The organism is Halomonas sp. TH-94, assembly GCF_057473365.1.
Genome location: NZ_JBYCKL010000051.1, coordinates 41,324 through 63,697 on the forward strand (window position 1 = coordinate 41,324; position 22,374 = coordinate 63,697).

General features: G+C 60.4%; 18 protein-coding genes and 2 tRNA genes. 7 read left to right on the forward strand and 13 right to left on the reverse strand.

What is annotated here, in order from left to right; all coding sequences use genetic code 11:
• Window positions 1–20: 20 nt before the first annotated feature.
• The 6 genes from odhB to sdhC form a co-directional block, all read right to left on the reverse strand.
• Complete coding sequence (odhB, locus tag AC2VNO_RS10045; protein ID WP_486934003.1) at window positions 21–1,595, reverse strand: 2-oxoglutarate dehydrogenase complex dihydrolipoyllysine-residue succinyltransferase; 1,575 nt, start codon at window positions 1,593–1,595, stop codon at window positions 21–23.
• A 42-nt stretch (window positions 1,596–1,637) separates the two neighbouring features.
• Window positions 1,638–4,469, reverse strand: coding sequence for a 2-oxoglutarate dehydrogenase E1 component (locus tag AC2VNO_RS10050; RefSeq protein WP_486934004.1), 2,832 nt, complete (start codon window positions 4,467–4,469; stop codon window positions 1,638–1,640).
• Between the two features lie 253 nt (window positions 4,470–4,722).
• Window positions 4,723–5,427 (reverse strand): succinate dehydrogenase iron-sulfur subunit, encoded by a 705-nt coding sequence (locus tag AC2VNO_RS10055; RefSeq protein WP_228579482.1) that lies wholly within the window; start codon window positions 5,425–5,427, stop codon window positions 4,723–4,725.
• A 14-nt stretch (window positions 5,428–5,441) separates the two neighbouring features.
• The gene (sdhA, locus tag AC2VNO_RS10060; protein ID WP_228579483.1) at window positions 5,442–7,214 is read right to left on the reverse strand and encodes a succinate dehydrogenase flavoprotein subunit; all 1,773 of its coding nucleotides are present in this window, start codon (window positions 7,212–7,214) and stop codon (window positions 5,442–5,444) included.
• Between the two features lie 3 nt (window positions 7,215–7,217).
• Window positions 7,218–7,565, reverse strand: coding sequence for a succinate dehydrogenase, hydrophobic membrane anchor protein (gene sdhD / locus AC2VNO_RS10065; RefSeq protein WP_228579485.1), 348 nt, complete (start codon window positions 7,563–7,565; stop codon window positions 7,218–7,220).
• Window positions 7,559–7,936 (reverse strand): succinate dehydrogenase, cytochrome b556 subunit, encoded by a 378-nt coding sequence (gene sdhC / locus AC2VNO_RS10070; protein WP_228579487.1) that lies wholly within the window; start codon window positions 7,934–7,936, stop codon window positions 7,559–7,561. The genes sdhD and sdhC overlap by 7 nt, the downstream gene beginning before the upstream one ends.
• 461 nt (window positions 7,937–8,397) lie before the next feature.
• On the opposite strand from sdhC, the gene gltA reads away from it, so the two are divergent.
• Window positions 8,398–9,681 carry a citrate synthase gene (gltA, locus tag AC2VNO_RS10075; RefSeq protein ID WP_228579488.1) on the forward strand — a complete coding sequence of 428 codons (1,284 nt, stop codon included), beginning with the start codon at window positions 8,398–8,400 and terminating at the stop codon, window positions 9,679–9,681.
• 113 nt (window positions 9,682–9,794) lie between these two features.
• Window positions 9,795–10,682, forward strand: coding sequence for an NAD(P)-dependent oxidoreductase (locus AC2VNO_RS10080; RefSeq protein WP_486934005.1), 888 nt, complete (start codon window positions 9,795–9,797; stop codon window positions 10,680–10,682).
• Between the two features lie 493 nt (window positions 10,683–11,175).
• On the opposite strand, the gene AC2VNO_RS10085 is transcribed toward AC2VNO_RS10080, so the two are convergent.
• From AC2VNO_RS10085 to gltX, 3 genes are all read right to left on the reverse strand, one after another.
• Window positions 11,176–11,251: transfer RNA gene (locus AC2VNO_RS10085), tRNA-Glu, on the reverse strand.
• A 32-nt stretch (window positions 11,252–11,283) separates the two neighbouring features.
• A tRNA-Ala gene (locus tag AC2VNO_RS10090) sits at window positions 11,284–11,359 on the reverse strand.
• 66 nt (window positions 11,360–11,425) lie between these two features.
• On the reverse strand, window positions 11,426–12,907 hold the full coding sequence (gene gltX, locus AC2VNO_RS10095; protein ID WP_486934006.1) for a glutamate--tRNA ligase: 1,482 nt from the start codon (window positions 12,905–12,907) through the stop codon (window positions 11,426–11,428).
• A gap of 245 nt (window positions 12,908–13,152) precedes the next feature.
• Here gltX and AC2VNO_RS10100 point away from each other — a divergent pair, with 245 nt between their 5' ends.
• The gene (locus AC2VNO_RS10100; RefSeq protein ID WP_486934007.1) at window positions 13,153–13,749 is read left to right on the forward strand and encodes a helix-turn-helix domain-containing protein; all 597 of its coding nucleotides are present in this window, start codon (window positions 13,153–13,155) and stop codon (window positions 13,747–13,749) included.
• A gap of 14 nt (window positions 13,750–13,763) precedes the next feature.
• Here AC2VNO_RS10100 and AC2VNO_RS10105 read toward each other — a convergent pair whose 3' ends face one another.
• The 3 genes from AC2VNO_RS10105 to AC2VNO_RS10115 form a co-directional block, all read right to left on the reverse strand.
• Entirely contained in the window at window positions 13,764–14,345 is a 582-nt protein-coding gene (locus tag AC2VNO_RS10105) for a hypothetical protein (RefSeq protein WP_486934008.1), read from the reverse strand.
• An 88-nt stretch (window positions 14,346–14,433) separates the two neighbouring features.
• A complete protein-coding gene (locus AC2VNO_RS10110) occupies window positions 14,434–15,033 on the reverse strand; it encodes a hypothetical protein (protein ID WP_486934009.1) in 600 nt (199 codons plus the stop codon).
• A gap of 114 nt (window positions 15,034–15,147) precedes the next feature.
• Window positions 15,148–15,759, reverse strand: a complete 612-nt coding sequence (locus AC2VNO_RS10115; protein ID WP_486934010.1) for a hypothetical protein — start codon at window positions 15,757–15,759, stop codon at window positions 15,148–15,150.
• Window positions 15,760–17,255: 1,496 nt separating this feature from the next.
• Between AC2VNO_RS10115 and AC2VNO_RS10120 the strand changes: the two genes are divergently transcribed.
• From AC2VNO_RS10120 to dusA, 4 genes are all read left to right on the forward strand, one after another.
• Entirely contained in the window at window positions 17,256–17,696 is a 441-nt protein-coding gene (locus AC2VNO_RS10120) for a LexA family protein (protein ID WP_486934011.1), read from the forward strand.
• A gap of 2 nt (window positions 17,697–17,698) precedes the next feature.
• Complete coding sequence (locus AC2VNO_RS10125; RefSeq protein ID WP_486934046.1) at window positions 17,699–18,979, forward strand: Y-family DNA polymerase; 1,281 nt, start codon at window positions 17,699–17,701, stop codon at window positions 18,977–18,979.
• A gap of 339 nt (window positions 18,980–19,318) precedes the next feature.
• On the forward strand, window positions 19,319–19,516 hold the full coding sequence (locus tag AC2VNO_RS10130) for a hypothetical protein (RefSeq protein WP_486934012.1): 198 nt from the start codon (window positions 19,319–19,321) through the stop codon (window positions 19,514–19,516).
• 692 nt (window positions 19,517–20,208) lie between these two features.
• On the forward strand, window positions 20,209–21,222 hold the full coding sequence (gene dusA, locus AC2VNO_RS10135) for a tRNA dihydrouridine(20/20a) synthase DusA (protein ID WP_486934013.1): 1,014 nt from the start codon (window positions 20,209–20,211) through the stop codon (window positions 21,220–21,222).
• A gap of 6 nt (window positions 21,223–21,228) precedes the next feature.
• Here dusA and AC2VNO_RS10140 read toward each other — a convergent pair whose 3' ends face one another.
• The gene (locus tag AC2VNO_RS10140; RefSeq protein WP_486934014.1) at window positions 21,229–22,260 is read right to left on the reverse strand and encodes a succinylglutamate desuccinylase/aspartoacylase family protein; all 1,032 of its coding nucleotides are present in this window, start codon (window positions 22,258–22,260) and stop codon (window positions 21,229–21,231) included.
• Between the last annotated feature and the right edge of the window lie 114 nt (window positions 22,261–22,374).

The window sequence follows — 22,374 nt, forward strand, 5'->3', positions numbered from 1 at the left end:
GTCCGTTGATTCTGGCGCCGTCAGACATCCAGCAGCAGACGAGCCGGATCCTCGAGCAGCTCCTTGATGGTGACAAGGAACTGCACCGCATCCTTGCCATCGATCATACGGTGGTCGTATGACAGGGCCAGGTACATCATCGGGCGGATCTCGACCTTGCCTTTGACGGCCATCGGACGTTCCTGGATCTTGTGCATGCCCAGGATGGCGGTCTGCGGCGGGTTGATGATCGGCGTCGACATCAGCGAGCCGAAGATACCACCGTTGGTGATGGTGAAGGTGCCACCCTGCATCTCGTCGATACCGAGCTTGCCGTCACGTGCCCGCTTGCCGAAGTCGACAATGCCCTTTTCGACGTCGGCGATCTTCATGCTGTCGGTGTCACGCAGCACCGGTACCACCAGACCACGGTCGGTGGAAACCGCCACGCCGATGTCCTGATAGCCGTGATAGACGATATCGGTGCCGTCGATGGAAGCATTGACGTCGGGGAAGCGCTTGAGCGCCTCGGAGGCCGCCTTGACGAAGAAGCCCATGAAACCGAGCTTGACGTCGTGGGCTTTTAGGAAGGTGTCCTTGTACTGCGAGCGCAGATCCATTACCGCACCCATGTCCACCTCATTGTAGGTGGTAAGCATGGCGGCGGTCTGCTGAGCCTGGACCAGGCGCTTGGCGATGGTCTGGCGCAGGCGGCTCATCGGCACGCGCTTCTCGGGACGCTCGCCCTCGAAGGCCGGCACCGCGGAAGCGGCCTGCTTGGGTGCTGCGGCAGGCGCCGCGCTCTTCTTGGCCGTGCCGGCCTGTACGGCGCGCTGCACGTCCTCCTTGAGGATGCGCCCCCCCTTGCCGGTACCGTCGATCTTGCTGACGTCCAGGTCATGCTCGGCAACCATCTTGCGCGCTGCCGGCGCCAGGATCTTGTCGCCGATCTTCTCGTCACCGGATCCGTCGTCGGCAGAAGCCGCCGGCGTCTCGTCTGCCGCCGTCGCCGCACCACTGCCGCCTTCGGTGAAGATGGCCAGCACCGCCTCGGACTCGACCTGGCTGCCCTCTTCCGCCTTGATCTCGGCCAGCACACCATCGGCTGGTGCCACGACCTCGAGCACCACCTTGTCGGTTTCGATGTCGGCTAACACGTCGTCGCGCTTGACCGCCTCACCGACCTTCTTGTGCCAGGCGGCCACGGTGCCTTCCTGAATCGACTCGGGGAAGGTCGGCGCCTTCACCTCATGAGACTTGCCGTCGCCAGCCGGGGCCGCCTTGGCTTCGCTCTTCGGTTCGGCCTTGGCGTCATCGGCCTTGGCATCATCGGCCTTGGCGTCGGCCTTCTCGCTCTTCTTCTCACCGCTCTTGGCGCTGCCTGCACCAATCCGGCCAAGCACCTGCTCGGACTGTACGGTGTCGCCCTCTTCCACCAGCACCTCGGAGAGTGTGCCTGCTTCCGGCGCCACCACTTCGAGCACCACCTTGTCGGTTTCGATCTCGACGATCAGCTCATCGCGCTCGACGCTATCACCCGGCTTCTTGTGCCAGGCCGCCACGCTGCCTTCGGCAACGGATTCCGGAAAGGTGGGCGCTTTGATCTCGGTAGCCATGTCGTTTCCCTTGTATGTTCTCTCTCGTCCCGGTGGTGTTGCTTAGACGTTGAAGGCGTCTTCCACCAGCTGGCGCTGCTGTTCGGTATGCACGGACATATAGCCCGCCGCGGGTGCTGCCGATGCCGGACGGCCGGCGAACTTGAGCTCTCCACCCAGGCCCGGCTTGAGCATGTCGGCCACCGCCCGCATGTGATGCTGGCTTGGATACCAGGCGCCCTGGTTGAGCGGCTCCTCCTGACACCACACCACGGTCTCGAGGTTGACGTAGTCCTTGAGCGCCTCGAAGAGCTCCTCCTTGGGGAAGGGGTAGAGCTGTTCGATGCGCACGATGGCGGTATCGTCACGCTCGTTCTCGGCGCGCCAGGCCGCCAGGTCGTAGTAGACCTTGCCGGCACACATGATGACGCGCTGGACGCGCTGGGCATCGAGCTCGCCCTGGTCCGGCAGCACCATGTGGAAATGGCCGTTGGCCAGATCCTCGAGGCTGGAGATCGCCTCCTTGTGACGCAGCAGGCTCTTCGGGGTCATCACTACCAGCGGCTTTCGCAGCGGGCGGATTACCTGGCGGCGCAGCAGGTGGAAGATCTGACCCGGCGTGGTGGGCACGCACACCTGCATGTTGTGCTCGGCGCACAGCTGCAGGAAGCGCTCCAGACGTGCGGAAGAGTGCTCCGGCCCCTGCCCTTCGTAGCCGTGAGGCAAGAGCATGGTCAGGCCGCACAGCCTGCCCCACTTGGTCTCACCGGAGGAGATGAACTGGTCGACCACGACCTGCGCACCGTTGAAGAAGTCGCCGAACTGCGCTTCCCAGATCACCAGATCGTTGGGAGCGGTAGTGGCATAGCCGTATTCGAACGCCAGCACCGCTTCTTCGGAGAGGAAGGAGTCGTGGATGGTGAAACGCGGCTGACCATCGGCCAGATGCTGTAGCGGCACGTAGGTGCTGCCATCCTTCTGGTTGTGCACCACCGCATGGCGGTGAGAGAAGGTGCCGCGCCCCACGTCCTGACCGGTGATGCGCACCGGGTGACCTTCATCGAGCAGCGTGGCGTAGGCCAGGGTCTCGGCAAAGCCCCAGTTCAGTGCCAGCCCACCGGCATGCATCTTACGGCGGTCCTCGTAGATCTTGGCGACCTGACGCTGCACTTCGACGCCGTCGGGAATCTCGCACATGCGTGAGGCCAGCCGCTGCAGGCGCTTCATCTCGACGCCGGTCTCGGCGTAGCCGCTCCACTCATGGCCGAGATAAGGCTTCCAGTCGACGAACAACGTGGTGTTGGGCTCCTGGACCAGGGCGTTGGCCACGTGGTTGCCGGCCATCAGATCCTCGCGATAGGTCTCGGTCATCGCCTGAGCCTCGTCCTCGCTGAGGACGCCCTGCTCGACCAGACGCTGCGCGTAGAGTGTACGCGCGGAAGGATGGTCCTTGATCTTGCGATACATCAGCGGCTGGGTGCCGGACGGCTCGTCGGCCTCGTTGTGGCCACGACGACGATAGCAGACCAGATCGATCACCACGTCCTTGCGGAACTGCTGGCGATAATCGAGGGCGACCTGTGTCGCATGCAGCACGGCATCCGGATCGTCGCCGTTGACGTGGAAGATCGGTGCCTGAACCATCTTGGCGATGTCGGTGCAGTACTCGGTAGAGCGCGTGTCCTGCGGGTGCGACGTGGTGAAACCGACCTGGTTGTTGATGACGATATGAATCGTCCCACCGGTCTTGTAGGCACGGGTCTGGGACATCTGGAACGTCTCCATGACCACGCCCTGACCGGCGAAGGCCGCGTCACCATGGATGTTGATCGGCAGGACCTTGGTGCCTTCCAGGTCGTCACGACGGTCCTGGCGCGCCCGCACGGAGCCCTCGACCACAGGAGAGACGATCTCGAGGTGGGAGGGATTGAAGGCCAAGGCCAGGTGAACCTCGCCACCCGGCGTCATCACGTTGGAGCTGAAGCCCTGGTGGTACTTGACGTCGCCCGAGCCACGCTCGATCAGCTTCTTGCCATCGAACTCGTCGATCAGCTCGGAGGGATTCTTGCCGAGGATGTTGACCAGCAGGTTGAGACGACCGCGGTGGGCCATGCCGATGACCATTTCCTTGACGCCGTAGCCACCACCGCGCTGGATCAGCTCATCCATCATGGGGATGAACGCCTCCCCACCCTCGAGGCCGAAGCGTTTGGTACCGGGGTACTTGGAAGCCAGGTAGTTCTCCAGGCCTTCCGCAGCGGTCATTCTCTCCAGCAGATGCTTGCGTACATCGTCACTGAACTTGGGCGCCGAGCGAACCGACTCGAAGCGCTGCTGTAGCCAGCGCTTCTCTTCGGTATCGACGATGTGCATGATCTCGCAGCCGATGGAGCGACAGTAGGTCTGCTCCAGCGCATTGACGATCTCGCGCAGCGGCGCCTTGTCCATCCCCAGAAAGAAAGAGCCGGTCTGGAACTCAGTATCCAGATCGGCGGGCGAAAGCTGGTGGAAGGAGAGATCGAGGTCGGGAATGGGGGCCTGGTTACGCAGCTTGAGCGGATCGATATCGGCCTGCTGATGACCCCGGAAGCGGTAGGCGTTTATCAACTGCAACACCTTGACCTGCTTCTTGTTCTCGCCACTGTCGACGGCAGCCGCAAGGCCGGTCCGACGCGCTCGGGCCAGCTGCTGGAACTGATCCCGCACGGGACTCAAGGGGACATCATGGCTGGCGCTGCCCTCGACGCTAGGCAGCTGATCGAAGTAGGTTCGCCACTCGTCGGGCACGGAACCTGGGTCGGCGAGGTATTGCTCGTAGAGCGCTTCCACATAGTGAACGTTGCTGCCGCTCACATGGGAGCTGTTCCACATCAACTCCATTATGCCTTGTTGCATCTCTCGGTCACCCTACACTGATGGGGTGTTATCGGCGCCGTCGCGGGCCAGCCGCGACGGCTTGGCTGGTGCCCTGCCGGTAGGGCATCTTCTCTTCCCGGCGGATCCAGCCGTGAGGCCGGAAACCTTGAAATTCATGCTCAAGAGCCGGTACCTGTGGCACCGGCTCTGCTACTGCTGTCTACCAGCCAGACCGCGACACGAGGTCGCGGTCTGGCTGCGGCCGCTATGATAGCAAGCCACGCGCCACGATTTAAGTGGCATTCGCAAGCAGCATGTCGCGGATCTTGCCAATTGCCCGTGTGGGGTTGAGCCCCTTGGGACATACCGCGACGCAGTTCATGATCCCGCGGCAGCGGAATACGCTGAACGGATCCTCGAGCTCCGCCAGACGCTCGCGGGTGGCGGTATCGCGCGAATCGGCCAGGAAGCGGTAGGACTGCAGCAAACCGGCCGGACCGACGAACTTGTCCGGGTTCCACCAGAACGAGGGGCAGGAGGTCGAGCAGCAAGCGCACAGGATGCACTCGTAGAGACCGTCGAGCTTGTCGCGATCCTCCGGCGACTGCAGGCGCTCGATGGCCGGCGCTGCGGTGTCGTTCTGCAGGTACGGCTGAATGCGCTCGTACTGCTTGTAGAACAACCCCATGTCGACGACCAGATCACGCACCACCGGCAGGCCGGGCAGCGGCCGCAGCACCAGCTTGTTGTCCTTGACCACGTCGGACAGCGACGTGATGCAGGCCAGGCCGTTCTTGCCGTTCATGTTCATGCCGTCGGAACCGCACACACCCTCGCGACAGCTGCGACGGAAGGCCAGGGTGGTATCCTGGGCCTTGAGCATTTCCATCACGTTCAGGACCATCAGGTCACGGCCCTGGGTGTCGAGCTGGTACTCCTGCATGTAGGGCGCGGAGTCGGTTTCCGGGTTGTAGCGGTAAATGGATACCTGAAGCATCTCGTGACTCCCCCTCAGTAGGTGCGGATTTTCGGCTCGAAGGTGTCGACGGTCTTCGGCTTGAAGTTGACATCGCGCTTGCCGACCCGTTTTTCGGTCGGGAAGTACATGGAGTGCTTCAGCCAATTGGTGTCGTCGCGGTCAGGATAGTCGTAACGCGAATGGGCGCCACGGCTTTCCTTGCGCTCCAGGGCCGCAATGGCGGTGGCTTCGGCGACTTCCATCAGGTTGTCGAGCTCGAGCGCCTCGACTCGGGCGGTATTGAACGCGCCGGACTTGTCGACCAGGTGCGCCTCGCCGATGCGGCCGCGCAGATCGGCCAGCTTCTTGACGCCTTCCTGCATGTGGTCTTCCTGACGGAATACCCCGAAGGCATTCTGCATGATGCTCTGCAGCTCGGTCTTGAGGTCGGAAACCGACTCGCCGCTGCCGGACTCATTCCAGCGGGTCATGCGCTTCATGGCCGCTTCGATGTCGGACTCGGAAGCGTCGAGGTAGTCGATACCCTCGTTGAGCGCGCTCTCGATGAACATGCCCGCCGCACGGCCGAACACCACCAGATCGAGTAGCGAGTTGCCGCCCAGACGGTTGGCACCGTGCACCGAGACGCAAGCTGCCTCGCCACAGGCAAACAAGCCGCCCACGATGTGATCGTTGCCATCGGCGTCCTGCATGATCGCTTGACCGTGCACGTTGGTCGGAATCCCGCCCATCATGTAGTGACAGGTCGGCACCACCGGGATCGGCGCCTTGACCGGATCGGCGTGGGCGAAGATCTTGGACAGCTCGCTGATACCGGGCAGGCGCTTGTTGAGCACCTCTTCGCCCAGGTGGTCGAGCTTGAGGAATACGTGATCGCCCTTCTCGCCGCAGCCGCGGCCCTCGAGGATCTCCATGACCATGGAGCGCGCAACCACGTCACGGCCAGCAAGGTCCTTGGCGTTGGGCGCGTAGCGCTCCATGAAACGCTCGCCGTCCTTGTTGACCAGGTAGCCGCCTTCGCCGCGGCAGCCTTCGGTGACCAGCACGCCGGCACCGTAGATACCGGTGGGATGGAACTGCCACATCTCCATGTCCTGCATCGGGAAGCCCGCGCGCAGCGCCATGCCGATACCGTCGCCGGTGTTGATCAGGGCGTTGGTGGTGGAAGCGTAGATACGGCCCGCACCGCCGGTGGCCATCACGGTGGCCTTGGACTTGACGTGCACCACTTCGCCGGTCTCGATGCACATGGCAATGCAGCCCACCACGTCACCGTTGGCGTTCTTGACCAGATCGACCGCGAACCACTCGTTGAGGAAGGTGGTGTTGTTCTTCAGGTTGTTCTGATAGAGCGTGTGCAGCAGGGCGTGACCGGTGCGGTCGGCCGCAGCACAGGTACGCGCCGCCTGACCACCTTCGCCGAAGTTCTTGGACTGCCCGCCGAACGGACGCTGATAGATGCGGCCATTATCGAAGCGCGAGAACGGCAAGCCCATGTGTTCCAGTTCGAAGACCGCCTTGGGACCTTCGGAGCACATGTACTCGGCAGCGTCCTGATCGGTGATGTAGTCACCGCCCTTGACGGTGTCGTACATGTGCCAGCGCCAGTCGTCGTTGGGGTCGGCCGAAGCGATGGCGCAGGTAATGCCGCCCTGGGCGGAAACGGTGTGCGAACGGGTCGGGAAGACCTTGGACAGCACGGCGGTCTTCTTGCCGGACTTGGCCAGCTCGAGCGCGGCGCGCAGGCCGGAACCACCACCACCGATGATGATGGCGTCATAGGACAAGGTACGCATGTTAGACATGGATCAGGCTCCCCACAGAACTTGGATGCCCCAGACCAGGAACACGAAAACGGCCAGGATGATGACGACCTGGGCGCCGAGGCGCACGGGCGTGGACTTCAGATAATCGGTGGTCACGGTCCACAGGCCGATCCAGGCGTGAGCAGCGAGCGAGATGAAGGCCAGCAGCGAGAAGATCCGCATCCAGGTCTGAGCAAACAGGTTGCTCCAGGTGACGTAGTCGAGCCCGGGGTTGAACAGCAGGTACGCGACGATGAAAACGGTATAGAGTGCCAGAATGACAGCCGAAACTCGCTGGATCAGCCAGTCGGAGAGGCCGCTACGGCCCAGATTGGTGATGTTGGTTACCATACCCAGACTCCCGCCAGAATGATCAGAACGGCACTGATGACCACGGTGGCCTGTGCCTTCTTGGTGCCGCCTTCCAGCGTCACGGCATAGCCGGCGTCCATCAGCATGTGCTTGATGCCCGCCACGAAATGGAAGGCCAGGGCAGACAGCAGACCCCAGGCAACCAGCTTGGCCAGGATGTTGTTGGCCATCGTATCGCGCACGGCGAGGAAACCTTCCGGTGACGACAGCGACTTGTCGAGGGCCCAGAAAGCGAAAATGAGGCCAACGAACAGGATTACGCCGGTGATGCGGTGGGCGATCGACGTCAAGGCGGGAAGTGGGAAATGTATCGTGGTGAGATCTAGGTTGACGGGTCGTTTGCTATTCACGGCTCTATACACACTCTCTTGGCTCGCTCTTCGACCGATGGGACCAGGCTCGAGCGGGCGGTGGTTTGAGGTAGGGGGCTCGCCGCTGCCGGACGGACAATGACAACGAGTACCTGCCAGTCGCGCGGTGTGGATTATAGGGACATGAACCCCTAGTGACAAATGCCCACGGTCATGACTCGACCATGGTTCAAGCCCATCGCCATGCTGATGAGCGGCAGGCACATGCACATCGCGCCGCAACCGGCCTTCGGCGGGCCGCCCAGTGATGCATGGCACCATTTCTTATACACAAAACGATGCATTGATGGAAATACTGTACAAGTATGCGGACACTTTGGCCTAATTGACAATCCCGGGAACGCTTCTATAGTGGGCGAACCTTTTTCGCAGGCCAGCGCTTCAACAGAGTTTGCGAAATAAAGAGTTAACGTACTATTCGACTTCGAGAGGAGGCCAGAATGGCTGACAGGAAAGCGACACTGACGGTAGACGGCCTGGAAAAGACGATCGAGCTGCCAGTCTACTCAGGTACCCTGGGCCCTGACGTGGTCGATGTTCGCGGTCTGGGTGCCGACGGCCTGTTTACCTACGACCCCGGCTTCATGGCTACCTCCTCGTGCCAGTCGGCCATCACCTATATCGATGGCGCCAAGGGCGTGCTGCTGCACCGCGGCTATCCGATCGACCAGCTGGCCAAGGAATCCAACTTCGTCGAGCTGTGCTACACCCTGCTGTTCGGTGAGCTGCCCACTGACGAGCAATATGCCGACTTCGAGTCGCGGGTCCGCAACCACACCATGGTGCACGACCAGATCAACAACTTCTTCAAGGGCTTCCGTCGCGACGCCCACCCGATGTCGATCCTGTGCGGTGTGGTCGGTGGCCTGGCGGCCTTCTACCATGACCACATGGACATCACCGTCGAGGAAGACCGCGAAATCAGCGCGATCCGCCTGATCGCCAAGATGCCGACCATTGCGGCGATGTCCTACAAGTACAACGTCGGCCAGCCGTTCAATTATCCGCGCAACGACCTGAGCTATGCAGAGAACTTCCTCTACATGTTGTTCAGCAACCCCTGCGAGGATTACAAGGTCAACCCGGTCTACGCCAAGGCCATGGACCGCATCTTCATGCTGCATGCCGACCATGAGCAGAATGCCTCCACCTCCACGGTGCGTCTGGCAGGCTCTACCGGCGCCAACCCGTTCGCCTGCATCAGTGCCGGCATCGCCGCTCTGTGGGGCCCGGCCCATGGCGGCGCCAACGAAGCGGTACTGAAGATGCTCGACGAGATCGGCGACGACTCCGAAGAGAACATTCAGCGCTTCATCGACAAGGCCAAGGACAAGGACGACCCGTTCAAGCTGATGGGCTTCGGTCACCGCGTCTATCGCAACTTCGATCCGCGCGCCAAGGTGATGAAGGAAACCTGCGACGAGGTGCTGGCCGAACTCGGCATCGACGACCCGCAGCTCAAGATCGCCAAGCGCCTGGAACAGATCGCCCTGGAAGACGAATACTTCGTGGAGCGCAAGCTCTACCCCAACGTCGACTTCTACTCCGGCATCATCCTCAAGGCCATGGGCATTCCGACCAATATGTTCACGGTGATCTTCGCCGTGTCACGCACCATTGGCTGGATCTCCCACTGGCACGAGATGCTTTCCAACGACTACAAGATCGGTCGTCCTCGGCAGCTATACACTGGCCACCCGCAGCGCGACTATCCTGCCAAGTAAGTCGGCAGGAGGCGGCAATTGCCGCCACGCACACGAAAGCCGCCTTCGGGCGGCTTTCTGCGTGCTGGCCTATCGCTTTGGTCAAAACCGCTAAAAAGAGAGAGGGAAACGCAATGCACCAGCAGATCTCCAAAGTCGCCTTCATCGGCCTGGGCGTAATGGGCTACCCCATGGCCGGCCATCTGGCCCGAGCCGGGCTCGAGGTGAGCGTCTACAACCGCACGCAAGCCAAGGCCCAGGCCTGGGCCGAGACATTTGGCGGCAGCCATCACCCCACCCCTGCAGAAGCCGCCAAGGGGGCCGATCTCGTGCTGATCTGCGTGGGCAACGATGATGACGTCCGGCAAGTCACCATCGGTGAGAGTGGCGCCCTTTCCGGCATGTCCGCAGGCAGTCTGCTGGTCGATCACACCACCGCCTCGGCGGACCTCGCCGCACAGCTCGACACGACCTGCCGCGAGCGCGACATCGGCTTCATCGACGCCCCGGTGTCGGGCGGCCAACAGGGTGCCGAGAACGGCGTACTGACGATCATGTGCGGCGGTCAGCAGGCGGACTACGAACGCGCTCGTCCCGTGCTTGACCACTATGCGCGCGCCATCAGCCTGATGGGGCCGGCCGGCAGCGGACAGCTGACCAAGATGGTCAATCAGATCTGCATCGCCGGGCTGGTGCAGGGCCTGGCCGAGGGCCTGCATTTCGCCGAGCAGGCCGGGCTCGATCAACAGCAAGTGATCGATGTGATCTCCAAGGGCGCCGCCGGCTCCTGGCAGATGGAGAATCGCCACAAGACCATGATCGCCGACGAATACGAACATGGCTTTGCGGTCGACTGGATGCGCAAGGACCTGGGGATCTGTCTCGAGCAGGCAAGACGCCTGAATGCCCGCCTGCCCGTCACTGCGCTTGTCGATCAGTTCTACGGTGACGTGCAGGCAATGGGCGGCAGACGCTGGGACACCTCCTCATTGCTGCGCCGGCTGCGAACCAAAGAAGACTGAGCAGCCGGCCACTTCCCCGCCTGGATGCGTCGCCACCCCGCGACACTTCCAGGCGAAAAGCACGAGAAATCACATAACACGCTCTTGACAGTAACCACTTTACACGGAGCAAATTCGTCCTTCAGAAGGGTCAGAACGTTTTCCACACATTCTGTGGATAACCCTGTTCACAACAGCAAGAAAACACCATCAAATCGGCATGAGAAGGGGGTTGCTGTTAGATTGGCTATTTTTTGATCAATTTTAACTTGTTGATATATATGGTTTTTTGCGGCTGCACACTAACAAGAAGTCATTTTTGCTATTTACGCACAGGCACTGCCGCCGAACACTGAGCAAGTGGACAAGTCAAGCCGGAAATGCTGAAAAAACGGCAGCTTCAATGGGTTTTCCACGCAGACGAACGCGCCTGAAAAGCCATTGAGCGCCACGCGCGCGCAAGCAGCCGACCACGTCGGAATGGGATCGATGCGGAGAGAAATTACAAGAGAAGTGGCGTCCCATAGGGGGTTCGAACCCCTGTTCCCGCCGTGAAAGGGCGGTGTCCTGGACCACTAGACGAATGGGACGCAATGTCTTTCACGAATTGGCACATCGTTATTGGTGGAGCCTAGCGGGATCGAACCGCTGACCTCGACACTGCCAGTGTCGCGCTCTCCCAGCTGAGCTAAGGCCCCAGATGCACCGTGAAGACGGGGCGTATGGTACTGATTCACCCCGCCTTCTGTCAAGGCTTACATCTATCAGCTGAGCTCGCGGTACTCCTTCTCGAAGCGCTTGGCCTGTTTCTTGGAAACTCCACCAAGCACTTCGATGGCATGACGCAGCCGCGCACGTGTCACATCGGAGCCGAGAATCGCCATGGCATCCATGACCGAGGTGCTGGCCGCGGAACCGGTAATGGCGATGAACACAGGCGCCAGGAAGTCCTTCATTTTGAGTTCGAAGTGTCCGGTCAGCGCCTTGACCTCGTCGAGCAGCGCCTCCTTGTTCCAGGCCGACACCGCCTCGAAGCGCCAGACCAGGAACTGGAGCAGCCTGACCAGCTCTTCACGCTCCAGCTTTACCCCCTCGAAGTCCTGCTCACGCACATCGGGCACACCGCTGAAAAAATGACCGGCCAGCGGGGCCACTTGGGAAAGGGTCTCTACCCTGGTGCGCACCTGAGGCAGAATCTGTCCCACGTATTCCTCATTGAACGCCCACTGCATCAACGCCTTGAGGAAGGCTTGGTCGTCGAGGTCCTCGCGGATATAGAGCCCGTTGAGCCAAGTCAGCTTTTCCAGGTCGAAAACCGGCCCGCCCAGTGATACCCGCTGGATGTCGAATTGAGCCATCATCTCGTCAAGGCTGAACTTTTCGCGCTCATCCGGCATCGACCACCCCATACGGCCCAGGTAGTTGATCACCGCCTGAGGCAGGAAGCCCATGCGCTTGTAGTAATTGATGGAGGTGGGGTTCTTGCGCTTGGAAAGCTTCGACTTGTCGGGGTTGCGCAGCAGCGGCATATGGCACAGCACGGGCATTTCCCAACCGAAATACTCATACAGCAGCTGATGCTTGGGCGCGGAGTTGATCCACTCCTCACCTCGTAACACATGGGTAATACCCATGAGATGGTCGTCCACTACGTTGGCCAGGTGGTACGTGGGCATGCCATCCGACTTCAACAACACCTGCGCATCGACCTGAGCCCAATCGACCTCGATAGCCCCACGCAGCATGTCGTCGATGACACAGGTTCCGCTGCTGGGCACCTTCATGCGCACCACGTACGGCCAACCTTCACGCTCCCGCCGCGCCACCTCGTCCTGCGGCAGCGCCAGATCACTGGGCTTGAGCGCCAGATGCATGCCGGACGCCTTGCGTGCCTCTCTAAGCTCATCCAGCTCTTCGCTGGTGCGGTAGCATTTGAAGGCATGGCCGGTTTCGATCAGTTGGCAAGCATACTCGGCATAGATATCGCCCCGCTCGCTCTGGCGATAGGGACCATGCGGCCCTCCAACATCCGGCCCCTCATCCCACTCCAGCCCCAACCAGCGCAGCGAATCGAGGATCATTTGCTCCGACTCGAGGGTGGAGCGTACGCGATCGGTATCTTCGATACGCAGAATGAACTGTCCACCGTGCTGCCTCGCAAAGCAGAGATTGAACAGCGCAATGTAGGCGGTACCTACGTGGGGATCGCCGGTCGGTGACGGCGCAATGCGAGTACGTACAGTCATGTCGTCCTTATCCATTAGGAGAAGCGTATCGCGGCATTATACGCACCTGGATCGGCTCGGGCAGCCGCACCAGCCCTCCGACACGCCTCCTCACAAGCATCTTGGATGAAAAAAGCCCGAGGATTACGCCTCTAAAGCTTCTTCCTTATAGTGTGCTAAGCGTTGAAGTGTTAAATTTGCACAGTTAACACAGATCATTGACTATCATTTCCCTTTAGTTCACCCACCGTCGTCAGGTTGATGAAATGGATTCACTGGGCAATAGAATCAAGAGCTTAAGAGTGCAGGCTAATCTCAACAAAGCCGCACTGGCAAGGAAGGTCGGCGTTTCGGATGTCACGATCTCCTACTGGGAGTCGGGTGCAATCAAGCAGATCGGGCACGAGCGACTGGTCGCACTGGCCGACGCCCTGGGTTGCTCGCTAGGTCAGCTGCTCGAAGGTGAAACGCAAACCGCACCATCCCCTCTTTTTCTTCGCTGCAAACCCCCGGCACCATGGCAGGCACCCAACGCAAACCGCTTCACGCTGTTCAAAGAAGATTTTGCTGGTGTGGAATGGCAAGGCGAGTGTTATCTGGTCACCCCCGCCCCGGGTGAGCGCTTCGACTATCTAGAAAGTGGCGATCTGGCAGCCTTTGGCCCGACGGAGAGTTGCGACCAGCCCGGGCGCTACCTGATCGAGGGTGCAGGTGGGCTGTATATCGGTCAGCTAGAGCACGGTGAAAGCGGCGAGCTGCTATGCCGTAACGGCCATGAGCCCTCGGCTTTGCCGGCTCCTCTGGATGCCAGCGAAAGGGTGGTGGGAAGGTTATTGGCGCGCTGGAGAATGGAGAGCGCCTGAGCGGCGCCACTCGGTCATTCCACTTCAAGCACCTCTACCTGATCGGCTGCCCGGCGAGGTTCGCTGCCGATCAGGTAGCGTCGCGAATAGCTCGCCACCTGCCCCAGGCCATGCCGCGTACCCCGAACCAGGTCTCCTTCCAGGTGTTCGCCCTGATCGCCGATTCGCTCACGCACGCTGGGCGGTTGAACACTGGATTCCACCAGGTTGGCGGTGATGGTATAGCCGCCATCCGGCAGGCCGCTACCCGGCCCGAACGGCCCGACGGCAAAGCGCCCCGCCGAAACTTCCGTACGCGACTGCCAGCGTACGCCGCTCAGTTCGCGCTCCACCACCACCAACAGGTGTGTGTCATCAGGTAGGTTGGTCTCCCCTTCGACCATCAGCCGGCGGTCGCTACGCAGTGTGGCAGATACTCTGATTTCCACCGTCAGCGGCTCCACCTCGACCGGGTCTTCCGCAGGCTCCATGGCAACCTCGCTCGGCTGCTCGAGTTCAGCCTCCTCCTCGACTGGTACGCCATTGCCATCCCCACCACAACCCGACAGCCACAGCGCAGCCAACAGCCCCGCGCAGGATCGACGCCATGCCTTCATGCCTATCTCCTGACCTAACATTGCTCCCCTAGCCTAACACCCGACAAGCTGACAAGTCCTGCTCTCGGCGCCCTGGGCTTGGGCAAAGTCAATCGACAAGAGTGGCAAAGAAGAGTTCATGCTGCCAAGGTTCATATGGCAAACAGGCGGTCACCTGTTCACCATGTTGAACTAGCCTCGCGGCAATCACCGAACACTCGGCGCGTGAAAAGAACGGACCCAGCGATATCTCCTTCTCACTTTCCATCTCACTGCCAACGAGGTTGAAGCGAAACAGAACGTTTCGGTTAGCGCCGCCTTCTCCAAACCGGTGATAATGAGACGCCACCATTTCGCCCGCTTCAGAGAGCACACGACATACCGCTTCACGCCTTGCTTTTAGCGCGGCTGCATTTTCGATATCGGCCTGCCCAGAATCCTCCGGCTCACAATATTTCTCAAACAGCTCCAAAAAACCGGAAGTCTGTTGAATGAAATATTCGTTCAACGAGTATTGCTCGGCGGCGTAGTTAAAATAATCCCACCCCGCCCCCTCATTATCTCTTGTTATTCCCTTGGCCTTTTCAATGGTAACAAGCTGAAACTTCAGCGTAAGCAGAAGCCAGCCCAGAAAAGCCAGAAACAAGACAAAATAAAACGCCTTACCATTGTAGACTTTCCGCGACCCACTTCCTCGTGATTTATTCATTATCCCCTCCTTGCGCAGCAGGCCAGAGAAGCCAGGGGCCTCGGGCGAGTGGGCCACCGGCTGTCAGGCCGGCAGCCGAAACACACCGAATCCATGGTGCGACAGCTGAGTCTGTCAGTTTCGGTCGGCTACCAAAGCAGCGTTATAATGCTCGTTCGAGTAGCGGCCATAGGGTTCGCAATTCGATGCATGCTCACCCAGCCGGAGTAGGCGATCGGTAATTTCGACACACTCTGCCTGTGTCAGAAAAGGCCCGATCAGCTGCTGTCTACCCATGGCATGCAGCGTGAATTCGTGCAGCTCAGGGTAGAACCCTGCCCAGCCATTCAGCCGATCGACATAAGTGTCGACCATACCCGCTGCATCGGTGAAGACCTCACACAAGGATTCATAGCGCAACACCTCCTCTGTGCGGAGCCCCTGTTCGCTTTCCGCGTCGAAAAAATCGGTCAACAAACAATAGTATTTTTGTTTATCGAGGATGCTTAGCGTACGGGAAAAGATACTCTCATCCAGCCGCATGAGTTCAGCTGCGTTTTGGGAGTATGATGCCTTTATTTTTTCATATCTTATTGTTTCCGGCTCATTGCCCACAGCCATGTTGACACTCAAGCCATGTGGCCAGAACAACATCCATGACATGAACGTCATAAACAGCACGACTGCGATACCGGGACCCTTCTCGTCAAGGAATTTTGATCCTGCCTTCCAAGTTAGCTTGATCATTCTTCTTCTCCTGCGTCACTTTCCCAAGTGAACAACGTCGCTTGTCTTGATCGAACTCCTTCATGCTATTGTCATACTTATTCAGTGCTGAGGCAGCCGATGGGGCCAGGCGGGCCGCCTGCGCTGCCGACAGCCCCTCGCGCCGGCAAGCAGGCGCCGAGCCCCAGCTCGAGCGCTGTACACAGTGCCACCAAGGCCGAAGAAACGAATTAACTCAGGTTAACGTTTTGCATGCTATTTTTTCATTCGCTTACCAAGAGCGTCAGCCCACAGCCAAGCCATGCTCAGCGTCCGGAGCCACCAAGCGACGACAAACCAAAAGAAAACCCGGCGCATGCCGGGCTCCAATCATTGCTTCCTTTCAGCTCACCATGACCTGCCTGTCATGCATCCTTGGCGTCAGCAGGCTTCCCGCCCGGCGCTCCCTGATCCCCGCCTCCTTGCGAGATAGTCGTCAGGCTAGTAGCACCAAGACCTGAAGGCTAATGGTTAGAATTCATCGCCCTCGGTGAACGCAAAGTCCGCGTCAATCAGAGTCAGATACCAGAAGAACCCGACCGGGGCCGGGTTTAGTGCTCCTGGCTCACTGCCACAGGCATCCTGCCCGTGCGTCCTTGGTTAAGCAGCCATCCTGGCGCCTTCTTCCCTGCGGAGTCGTCCTTGGCTCATCGAGTATAGTCTCGCAGGCTTTGACCACCGCCAATAGCGAACATCGGCGGCTCTGCCTGTACGAGATTGACGATAGATGACGTAATACGTCACTCGGGGTTCCTCTGACGGAAAACTCCAAGCAATTGAAAGCAAAAGGAAAAGAAGCAGCCCCCACACCAAGCAGTGCGGGGGCTGTCATGCTGCTTCTCTAGCAGATGGTGCTTGAGGAACTCCCTGGCCACATGACATCCTGTCGCGTTAGGCCTTCCCTGTTCCCTTGCCGGGCTTCCTGCCCTTCGTACACTTTTCAGCCTAGCCAAGCATAAGCGGCTTTCAAGCAAACTTAGGCAACAAAAGGTTTCCCAATGTAGCGGCACGCCCCCGCCGAAACCAAACGCAAAACCCGGCCAAAAGGCCGGGCTGTTTCTGCGCATCCCTTCTTCTTCCTCAAGCTTCCTGCTCGAGCATCCATGGCCACATGAGCCTTCCATGTCTCGATCTTCCTTGCCGGGCTTTCCCTGCCCGAGAGGCACACTCTGACAGCTTACCGCTACGCTTAGCCTTAACCTGAGCTAAGGAATTGCGTAAGAGATTGCCGACAATTCAGCAACGATTAGCCATGATTCAAGCCATTCCAAGCACCATATTTCAGAAGAAAGTGATGCTAAACAGCCATGTTCATGCGACAACATTAAGAGGCATTTAAAATGATCTTTCCAAAAATATCGTAGCTATTTTTTCCCCAGAACCCCCACAAACTTAACTTTCATTAGCAATTGCCTGTTGCCTGAGCCAGGTACTCCCGAGATACTGTATATAATGACAGTTTTTGTAAGGAGCCGCCCATGCCACCAGAGAGTCTCATTCCAGCACGCCCTGCCCCGGCACCGCTGGCCCTTCCCTTTCCCCTCGCCCTGGGCCGCGCCGGGCTCGCCGGCTTTCCCAGCCCGGCTCAGGACTACGAGGGCCGCACCCTGGACCTCAACGAGCGGTTCATCAAGCACCCCTCCTCCACGTTCTTCCTTGCAGTCACGGGCGACAGCATGGTCAAGCTGGGCATTCGTGAGAAGGATACCCTCATCGTCGATCGCTCCGTCGACCCCCGCCCCGGCCATATCATCGTCGCCATGGTCGAGGGCGAGATTACGGTCAAACGCTACGAACTGCGGGACGGGGTGCCGTGTCTCTGTTCCGGCAACCCGCGCTACGCTCCTATTCCGCTCCTCGACCTCGAATGCCAGGTTTGGGGCGTGGTGCGCGCGGTCATCCACGAGTACGCCGTATGAGCATGATCGGCCTGGTGGACTGCAATACCTTCTACGTGAGCTGCGAGCGCGTCTTTCAACCCCGGCTGCGCGGCCTTCCGGTGGGCGTAATGTCGAACAATGACGGCTGCGTCATCGCCCTTTCCAACGAGCTCAAGGCAATCGGCATCTCCATGGGAGCGCCTGCATTCGAGCTTGAACCCCTGGTGCACCAGGGCGATATTCACCTGCTGTCGTCGAACTACGAGCTCTACGGCGACATGAGCCAAAGGGTGCAGGCCGTTCTCGAGGAGTTCGCCCCAGCCGTAGAGCCCTACTCCATCGACGAGATGTTCGTGCGCTTCGATGGCTTCGAGCACGCCCAGTTGCTCGCGCATGCGCGCCAGCTTTATCACAAGGTGCGCCAGTACACCGGCATCCCCGTCTGTGTGGGCGTTGCCGCCACCCGCACACTGGCAAAGCTGGCCAACCGTGCGGCGAAGAAGATGCCCGCCTACGGCGGCGTGTGCGTACTGCCCCCCGGCAGCCTGGAAACCCAGGGGCTTCTGAAGAGGATCGAGCTGGGTGACATTTGGGGCGTGGGGCGGCGGCTGGTCGAGCGGCTGGCGGCGCTGGGCCTCAAGAGCGCCTGGGACCTCGCCCAGGCCGACCCGAAGCGTATTCGCCGCCTGTTCGGTGTCACCCTTGAACGCACCGTCCTGGAGCTGCGGGGCATTCCCTGCATCGAAATGAACGACGTCGACGAAGCCCGCCAGCGCATCATGACCAGTCGCAGCTTCGGCAGGCTCACCGACGATCTGGGCGAGATCCGCGAAGCGATACGTCAGCACGGACAGCGCAGCGCCGAGAGACTGCGCCGCCAGAGCAGCCTCGCTCGCGCCGTGCTGGTTTTCCTCAAGACCAACCCATTCAGAAACGACCTGCCCCAGTACTCACCGAGCCTAGTGATCGAGCTGCCCCGCCCCACCGACGACAGCCGCGAGATCCTCAGCGCCGCCGGCCAGGCCCTGCAGCGTATCTACCGCAAGGGCTATCTCTATCAGAAAGGGGGGGTGATGCTGCTGGACCTGATCGACGCCGAACGACAGCAGCTCTCGCTGCTCGACACGCCCCAGAGCGATGCCGAACGCCAACGCAGCCAGCGGCTGATGAACGTGATGGACCAACTCAACGGCAGAATGGGGCGCGGCACTATCAAGCTCGGCACCCCCAGCCCAGGGGCGGCGTGGCACCTGCGCTGCGCCCACCTCACCAACCGCTACTCGACCCGCTGGGACGAACTGCTCAAAGCGCAAGCTCTATAAACGCGAAAGCCCGGCCGTGAGGCCGGGCTGGATCTTCGCTTCCTTTCCACCACCTCAAGCGTCCTGCCTGAGCGTCCTTGGTCATGAGTCTCCCTGACTCGGTCTTCCCTGAAGGGCCTCCTTGCCCGATGGAGTTACTATGACAGCCATAGGGGGAGCTGTGTATTAACCTAAGACACCATGAGCTGTAAGAGATCGCCGACAGGCAGTGTAAGCGGAACGCCTAAGCCGGCTTAGACGAGGCGACACGCCGCCGCCTGAATCCATGCGTGGGGATGCGCCGCAGCCAAGGCTGTTCTGCACTATGCTCGATAGTGATTGGCTTCAGTGGAGGGCAACATGGACAAGGCAGTCATCGACGCAATCCGGGAAACAGAGCGGTTGCCAGACAACATGACGGACAGCGAAATAGCTAAGGAATACAAAGGCACCTATACCGCAGCGAGAGCCGCTATCAGCCTGGAGCACAAACCGCTCGACCAAGTGCTCGCCGACGCCATGGGCAAGATATTCCCTTTCATGAGGAAGAAGAAGTAATACTGGCCGCACCGCAGCAGCAAGAACAGGCTGGCTCCTTCCGACGCCGATCAGTGACCCGCCGCTCGGAGCGAAGGCAAGTGGCAGCGCAGCCAGAGGCTTATGCAGAGCCCACTAACGCGAAACCCGGCCATGAGGCCGGGCTGAATCTTCGCTTCCTTTCCACCTTCTCAAGCATCCTGCTCGAGCGTCCTTGGTACCGAGCAAATCCCTTGCTCTGCCTTCCCTTCAGGGCTCTCCGTCGCCCGCTGTATAACTACTGTAGTAGTTCTATTCCCATTGTGGTTTAACGCAGGTTATGAAATGAGATAAGAATTTAGCGCCTTTCTTTGTAAGAAATATCCTACAAGAGACAGGGCGAAGTGGTCAGCTCTGGTATCCAAGGTGATGCACCATGGCTATATCAGCTCCATCTCAAGCTTCGCCCACTCCTCGGCTGTTGCCTTCTTGGGGAACGTCCGCGACTCGGAGTGGTCTGGTTGTCCACGACGAGCGATGCGGATCCTAGCCAGGTATGAGAAACTGCCGCCCTTTCGCGGCCGCTTGACTATCGTCGCCAACGCTCGCTCCCCCAATGTGACAAATTCCAACGGCGCGGAGTGCAAAAATTGTGACAAGGCATCGTGAAAAACCCATGCCCAATACTGTAAATATGAACAGTTATGACTGACAAGGCAACTGCTGAAACCCGCATGGATACTGGCACGACGCGCCCTGCGCTGGATAGGACGTTCTCCGTCGCGCCGATGATGGACTGGACGACCCGCGACTACCGCGCTTTCGCTCGCACCCTGACCCGCCAGGCGCTGCTCTATACCGAGATGGTGACGACCGGTGCCATCCTGCACGGCAGCCCTCGTGAACGCTTCCTCGGTTACAACGAGGTGGAGCATCCGCTGGCATTGCAGCTGGGCGGTAGCGACCCGGGCGAGCTGGCAGAGTGCGCGGCCATTGCCGAGGCGTGGGGCTACGACGAAGTAAACCTCAATGTCGGCTGCCCCAGTGACCGGGTGCAGAACAACCTGATCGGCGCCTGCCTGATGGGTCATCCCGAGAAGGTCGCCGCAGCGGTGCGCACCATGCGCGAGGCGGTGAAGATCCCGGTCACGGTCAAGTGCCGTATCGGGATCGACGACCAGGACGAGGATGCCGATCTGGAACGCTTCATCGCCCAGGTGGCGGATGCCGGCTGCGAGGTGTTCATCGTGCATGCGCGCAAGGCGTGGCTGCAGGGGCTCTCGCCCAAGGAGAACCGCGATATCCCACCGCTGAACTATCCCCGCGTGCATCGCTTGAAGGCCAGCCGGCCGGAGCTGCACATCGGTATCAATGGCGGAATCAAGACGCTGGATGAGTGCCGCGAGCAGCTGAAGCACGTGGACAGCGTGATGGTCGGCCGCGAGGCGTATCAGAACCCCTGGCTGCTGGCCGGGGTGGACCAGGCGCTGTACGGTGAAACGGGGCCGGCCGTGAGCCGACATGCCGCCGCTCGTGCGTTCCGCCCCTACATCGCCCGCCGGCTCGAGGAAGGGGCGAAGCTCAACCATATCACCCGCCACCTGCTGGGGCTGTTCCAAGGCCAGCCGGGGGGGCGTCGTTTCCGCCGTCATCTTTCCGAGAACGGCCACCTGGATGGCGCCTGCCTGCGAGTGTTCGACGATGCGCTGAGCCTGGTGCCGGAACGGGAGCCTGCCGAAACGGCCTGAACCGGATCAGTAGAGCGGGTCAGGGAGCGGCTCGAGGCTCGAATGGAAGTTCTCTATGGCGTTCTCTGCCTCTTCGATGGCATCGAAGCGGGCAATATGAAACAGCGCCTCGCCTTCGTTGGCCAACGGTAGCCGGCTCATGCCGATCACGATGCCGTCGGCCATGGCCCTGACACTGGCTTCGGCATTGCCCAGCGGATCCGCCACCTTGCCCAGCACATCGCCCTTGGCCACCCGAGCGCCGAGGCGCACCTTGGGCCGGAGAATGCCGTCGATGGGGGCTCGTGCCCAGCTCGAGCCGTTGGCCAGCTCCGCTGCCGGTGGGGGCCGGCGGCGATGCTCCCCCGCCAGCATGCCAAGCCGGCGCATGACCCTGAGCACACCGCGTACGCCCGGAGAGATCGCCCACTCGTCGAAGCGCAGCGCCTCGCCGGCCTCGTAGGTGAGCACCGGTATGCCCCGCGTCTGTGCGTAATGGCGCAAGCTGCCTTCACGCAGCTCGGCGTTGAGGATGACGGGCGCGCCGAAGGCGTTGGCCATTCGCTCGGTCTCGCTGCCCGGGCTGAGCTGGGCGCGGATCTGCGGCAGGTTGGTACGGTGAATGGCGCCGGTGTGCAGGTCGATGATGTGGGTGGCGTGATCGACGATCTGCTCGCGAAAGAGTGATGCCACCCGCGCCCCCAGCGAGCCCGTCTCGCTGCCGGGAAAACAGCGATTGAGGTCACGCCGGTCGGGCAGGTAGCGGCTGTGCTGCATGAAACCGAATACGTTGACCACGGGTACGGCGATCAGAGTGCCGTGCAGGCCCTGGATCTGCTTCGAGCGCATCAGGCGGCGCACGATCTCCACGCTGTTGATCTCGTCGCCGTGTATGCCGCCACATACCAGCAGCACGGGCCCCTGGCGGCGACCGTGTACAACCTCCACGGGAATATGCAGCGGCGCATGGGTATAGAGCCTCGCCACCGGCACGTCGACTTGAAGACGGCTGCCAGCCTGAATCGTGACGCCGGCAAGCTCGAAAGAGGCGCGGGGCATGATATTTCCCATTACGAACAGTGTTCGAACCGTTATACCCTTCCCCACCGTGGAATACGAGCCGGTAGGGACGACGCTGTCGGCCGGGAAATACCATACAGAGTTGAATGTAAG